Raw genomic sequence first — 5,078 nt, 5'->3', positions numbered from 1 at the left:
GCTTGAATATCGATGAAACCAGTACTGATTTCTTGCTGCAGCAGCAAATCGCCTTGCCGTCCCAAGCCTATGGTTATAGCGATCTGGCAGTGATTCAGGGTGAGGATCATTCCTATCTCGCGCTAACGGCGCCAGCGAGCCAACTCCCCATTATTACGTGGGGAAAGAAGGTGAGCACGAATAATGGCAATGTCTTTATTCTGGATATTAATGCGCTGAAGATATCAAAATCAGGTAGCGGAATGGCGGTTCTATCCACCAAAGAAACCTTGACTCCCCTGGTTTCGGTGCAAGACATTCCGGTCAACCAGGGTCAAGAGCCGCAGTTTATTTCTGCGGCGGGGATTCGGACGAACGCTGATGGGGTACAGCAGTTGCGGCTTCTGCTGACCGACGGCAAAAATGTCAACGCCGGGCTGGCTACGGTGACCGTGAATCTTACCACCCGTGGAGACCTGTCACAAACACCGGCAGTGTTCAGGCAAATACGCATGTCCGGCGTCATTGCCGGGGACACCCGCATCAACGATCCCTATAAGCTCAACATCCAGCGCGCGCAGTCGCCAGTGCTGGCCACCCAAAATGGTGTCGAGTATGCGCTGGTCGCCGATTACTTCTTCGATCTGAACGAGCCCGACGAAACGACCAGCGACGGCTTTTTTAGGTCCGCGCCACAAATGGGTGGCAAGGTCGGCATTGTCAAGGACCCGTTTGGCAAGGCGGAGTACCTGGGAGCGACAACGCCCATCATAGGTGGCAACATCAGCCGCTTGCATATTACTGAAGACGGCAAATCGCTGATGGCCGATCTGCGCTATTGGCCAACTATCGGTGACGCGCCCCCGCCGAGTAGCGGACTGCTGACCTGGAATCTGGCCGACCTCATAGCGATCGCCGAATTGAACTCTATCAATAAGCAAAATTCAAAACAGCCAAATCCGATCGATCGCGTCAACGGGCGGCAGGTAGTGGCGCCGGAAAAACAGGACCTTGGAGTTCCCGGAAATCTAAGCTCTGGCTGGGTGGCCGACATTGCGTCGTCGCACGATAGTGTGGATTTGAACACGGCCATTACACTCGGGTCGAAATCCAATTTGAATGCTGTCGATTTTAGATTGAAGGATGACGCCAGCGAAGTGCTGCTCACCATTAGTACCTTTCCGCCCGGGCATGGACTGTTCGAGGGAGAGGTTGAAAATTTTGCGCGGGTGTTCACCAGGAGGCTCACTGCTGCCGACATCGGTTCGTTCGCGGCAGGTTGGAAAACATATCACATCCCGGACGCAGTTTATTTGACGGCGGGTCAGCACTATTACTGGGGCGTCGAGGCCATCAGCGTGACTGGACAAAAATCGCGCGAGTCAGGCACTCTGGTTAGCGCCCCAATTCTTGATGAGACTAATAACCATTTTGCTGGCGTTACGATCATCACGCATGATTCAAAAGCTGCAATTCTGACTGCACCGGACCCAGAATCTGAGCTTAAAGAAGAAATTAAACTGGCGCGAGCCATTGCCACACAGGGCGGCGGGGAAATATTTATTTACATGCCCGAAACGATGAAGTGGCAATATCTCGGAGACCCAAGCACACCCGAAAAACCCAAGTTCAAATATGTTCATGAAGCGCTCGGCCATCCGCTCGTCTTGATTTCCAATTGGATTCTTGACTCAAGCGTTGTCGATTCGGGCTTCTCGGAAGCGGCGGCCGACGGACTGTTCGCTGCTCTGATCAAACTGGATAACGATACCGGAAATAGCCTTTTTAATTCGCCACTGCATTTTATCGGTTTTGGCCGCGGCGCATCGGTCAATAGCGAGGTGACCCAACGGATGGGTAAATATTATCCGGAAGTGACGAATATTCAGTTTACGACGCTCGATCCGCACGATTTCAAGCAAGAGTACCTTAATGTTGTAGCAAGTGAGTTGCTAGGTGATGTCTCGCTACTGGCAACAATGGTTGGTATTAACCCAGCATTCAAGATACCAGCATTACTTGTAAATACGGCAGTGACTTTGGGTGGCGGCGCTCTAAATATATTGGGTTTTGGAAAGATTAACTACGGAGATTATTTAGACCCCGTCATAAACCGCTGGTCGAATATCGGTTTTTTTGACAACTATTATCAGCAATTAAGCAAGTCAATAGTTTACAATGGGGCAGGTCTGGGGCGATTAACGTTCACCGTCAATGGGCGAGAAATCGTTAGCGACCCGACAAAGAACAGAGTTGGCGCCGACGTTAATATCAATCTGAATAACATGGCAGGATTTAATAATTCAGATATTGTGTGGAGTCCTGCATGGTTCCAGGTGGGAACGAATGATCAGCATTATCGTGTTCTTGGGTGGTATTACGGGACTGTCGATTTGTCTGCCGATCGTTTTACAGAAAGATCACTATTACAGCGCCCGCAATATATTTTTAGGAGTCCGCTGGACCGCAGAAGAACTTATGAGGACTTATTGTCAAGGTTAAACATAGGTTCACTGATATTCGACACCTTAATTGCTACGAGTCGTCCATCGTTCGCAACAGGCAATGCCTGGTATCGCGCCGGCGAGATCAAGGTTACCGCGGAAGGTTCGAGCGCAGCGTCTGACGCGGTTGATCAACGCTCGCAGGAAGGGACAGGCATTGGCTGGGGTTACAGCTATTTGGGCGGCAGAGGAACGAAGCTTCCGGTGATGCCCTTGGCCGGCGCGAGCGTTGAGGACAGCGGCGCCTCGACGCAGCGAGGCAGCACAAAAGAAGCGATTCCAAGTGTGTTTAACGGAGACTTTCAGTCAGCACGAGACCCGATTTATGGCCGAATTATCTCCTTCCAAACGGGTTATGAGATACCGGGCTGGTCATTCCAGGGCGGTAGTGGGGGGTGGGCACAAGGCGTAAGCAATCAAGGCTTCACCTTTGATTGGAACATGATAGCCGCTGATATTCCGGATATCCCGCGAGCAGTCATAGATGAAGCTCAGATTCTCTTCAACTCATTTGCCTGGAATTTTATCAACACAGTTAAAGTCCATTTTTCTAGCAACATTCAAAACACCGAGAAGTTATTAAAAGTATTTAAAACACTTTTCAAACATCTAGACTATCTGAAGCTAAATATTAAGGTGCAGAAACTACTTCGCCCAGAATTTAAATATTTCTGGGACACCGTAGTGAAAAAATTTGCAGTCGATCTGGGGACAACCATTTTCTCGGATGTCTTAAAAGGCATTCAGTCAAATTATTGGAACTTTAGTGGAGCCCTTAAATCTGGAGATGTGCTTACCCATAACTGGCAATATTTCCCGACAGACAAAACCAGCTTGCTGGTGGATGTGACAGCACCAGTTTTGTCCTTCAACCCTGACCAAACACCAGAGGATAGTTTTACAGAAACAAACACTGTCGATCAATCAATTTCACTTTCTATTGATGGCATCCTGCTCGTTGATTTTATGGATGCCGAAGGTAAAGTGATTGCTACAGAGTCAGTAAAAACTCCCAAAGCCGCTGGATTGACGCTGCGTAATAGGGAAGTAAAGATACCTACATCACTACTCGGAAAGGTTGGGCAGTTTTCCTTCAGGGTTGTCGATGTGGTCGCTTTAAAGAAGGCCCGTGGTGAATTAACCGCAACGATCCTTCCCTGGAGTGTTCAAGTTGATAATGTCCGTCTGGTTAGCAATGCCGGCCCGAATCCGCCGAGAATCGACACTCTGAGGCTCGAAATGCCGATTATCGCAGAGGGGAAAAGCGCCACTATCAGCGGCACGATTTCCCATGCGACTACGGCAGATCAAACTCACACCGTATTCGTGGATTGGGGCAATAACCGTGACTACAGCGAATACACGTTGGCTCCAGGCGTCACGGACTTTTCCTATTCCAACCTGTACCGTGACGATACGCCAAGCTTCACCCAGGATTATTTCGATGTAATAGTTACGGTATTCGATAGCCAGGAGAATTTTGTCAGAGGCACCTCTCGCCAGATCGTGAATAACGCCGCGCCGACGTTGGACGCCCAATTTGCCTCACCCTCTATTGCTGATAAGACTGAAGCTAAGCTGCAGTTGAATATCCGCGACCCCGGTCTCGACGATAGCTTTACGGTAACGGTCGACTGGGGCGACGGAACGTCGAACGACTATTCGCTAACCACCGACGATAGAAACCCGGTATTCAGTCACCTGTATGATGTGTACGCTAAAGATAAGTCGATCAAAACGGACAGCATAAGTTACACCGTCAATATCCATGTGGCAGACAAGGATGGTGGGTGGAGCAATGTGAACGCCGTTATCGAAATAGTCAATCGAACCCCAGTGATTGACATCCGTTATGCAATTATCGATGGTCAATTTGCGCCCGATGCGACAGTGGCAGATCCAAACCCGGACACCGATGTCTCGTTACATTGGGAGATTTTTGACCCGACCGGAGTGTTGGTTGCCGAGTCTTTCAACGGGATAGCCCCGACCACCCCAATGCTGCTGGAAGGCATTTATTCCGCTCGACTCACGGTCACGAATGGCGATGGGGGCCAGGCCGAGGCGACGATCACAAGTCGCACCCCTCCCCTGGCTTCAGACTCCCCAGGAACCACCATGCTCCGGGCTATCTTAATGTCACCAGGAGCATCTTTCTTCGAGGGCGGCACACTTGTGCTCGATGGCGATGCACTTGGCGGCGCACTCGGCAGCAGCTATGTCGAAGTCAACTGGGGCGATGGCGACGTCGAGACCATTGGCCTCAATGACGATGCGACGCCTGGACTAGCGACGTTTAGCCGCACGCATACAATCAGGAACACTCTGCTATCCGGGGTCGCGCTCCAGAGAATGACGGTTTCAGCCCGTTTGATGAAGAGATCCGCCGACAGCCCAGATATTGAACAATCGGGCTGGTTGAGAACAATTCTGGTGCAGAACGTCCCGCCCGAGCTGAGCAATTTCACGGCCACCCCGACCGCCACGGCGGGTGAGTTCGAGTTTGGCGTCAGCGTGCAGGACCCAGGCCTTGGCGACACCTTCACCTATGTCTGGAACTTCGGCAATGGCATCGTTGAGACAACCACCAATCCG

Annotated in this window: 1 protein-coding gene; it reads left to right on the top strand. The window is 50.9% G+C overall.

The genetic code is table 11. The features are described from left to right. Positions 1–170: 170 nt before the first annotated feature. Positions 171–5,078, top strand: a 4,908-nt coding sequence (locus Q1J43_RS00555; RefSeq protein ID WP_301100333.1) for a hypothetical protein, incomplete at its 3' end; no start/stop codon positions are given.

Source organism: Propionivibrio sp. (assembly GCF_029255185.1).
Classification (GTDB): domain Bacteria; phylum Pseudomonadota; class Gammaproteobacteria; order Burkholderiales; family Rhodocyclaceae; genus Propionivibrio.
Note: the sequence above shows the minus strand (reverse complement) of the source record. Positions and strands in the feature narration are given on the sequence as shown.